General features: G+C 56.8%; 1 pseudogene. It reads right to left on the bottom strand.

The features are described 5' to 3' along the window. Window positions 1-464 precede the first annotated feature (464 nt). Window positions 465-997: pseudogene (locus FS320_RS43750) on the bottom strand (transposase); the annotation flags it as partial. Window positions 998-1,181: the final 184 nt, after the last annotated feature.

Here is a 1,181-nt window from a genome sequence, read left to right as displayed (position 1 = left end):
CGAGTGGCATCGTAATCAGATCGGAGCGCCACCGGTGTCGACACAGCAAACCTCCTCGTTTGCCATGTTGAATCACATCTCTGGTGCTTTGAAACTGCGACGAGTCATCCTCGTTGGGACTTGGTATGACACGGACGTAATCGCGCTTGATCGTACGCACGAAGGCTTCGGCCATGCCGTTGCTTTGGGGAAACCATCTTGCCTCAATTCCCATCTCCTGAGATGCTTGTAACTGCCGTTATGTTTGCGGCGTGTCCACGCTCAGAACCCTATCTTCAATGCCGCTAGATTTGCACCCCTCTTGTAAGAACAGGCTGACCTCGTTCCTTGCCGAAAAGATCCGAAGTCTAAAAGTGGAACATCGGAGATTCCTTAATTATGAAGATGCTTCGGGACTGAATGATGCGGATAAAATCCTCCCGGCTGCGGGGGACGTGCGAGAAAAATTGAATGCATTCTTAGGCCTTTTGCTTAGACAGAGTCCGGGCGTGGAGGCGGCGGCCGATCAGGGTTTTGTAGCGCATTATTGCCACCTCGCCCAACGACCGTCGGCCGTAGTTGACCATCCTCTGCCAGCCGAGCCGACCACGCGCCTGGATTGTCTGGAGGTGCCGGTCTCGCTTGGTAGGCGCTGTCTCGGTATTGTCGCTCGGCACTGCCGTTGAGCGCGGTGGGATAATCACAGCCGCAGCAGGATCCCGCTCGGCGATGGTACGGTAGACGGGTTCGCCATCAGTCGTGACCGAAGCGATTGGGCTTAAAATCTGATCCAGCAAGGAACCGACCTGTGAGGCATCACCGTCTTCGGTGGTCGTCAGCTCTGAGGCGAGGATCTCGCCGGTATCAGGATCAATGGCCCGGTGGAGCTTGCGCCACGTCCGACAGCCTTAGCCGCCGTACTTCTCACGCTGCCATTCGCCAGCCCGAACACCTTTAGGCCAATCGAGTTGATCACCACGTTCACCAGCCCACCTGCTGTGGTCAACGCCTTAGTGACACGACGGAGGACTGCTTTGGGTCAAACCATGACGGTCCTGCTGCTCCACGAATGACAGCTCTGATCGCTGAAGCCGACCATGCTCTCAGGCCCGCTTCTACTCCGAAATCTGATGTTCCCCTGCTCAAGCAGGGGGTACTCCCCCGAAGCTCTCGCGGACGACGGCCGACCGATCTACACTCAA

This window comes from Microvirga tunisiensis (assembly GCF_009296175.1).
Classification (GTDB): domain Bacteria; phylum Pseudomonadota; class Alphaproteobacteria; order Rhizobiales; family Beijerinckiaceae; genus Microvirga; species Microvirga tunisiensis.
Note: the sequence above shows the minus strand (reverse complement) of the source record. Positions and strands in the feature narration are given on the sequence as shown.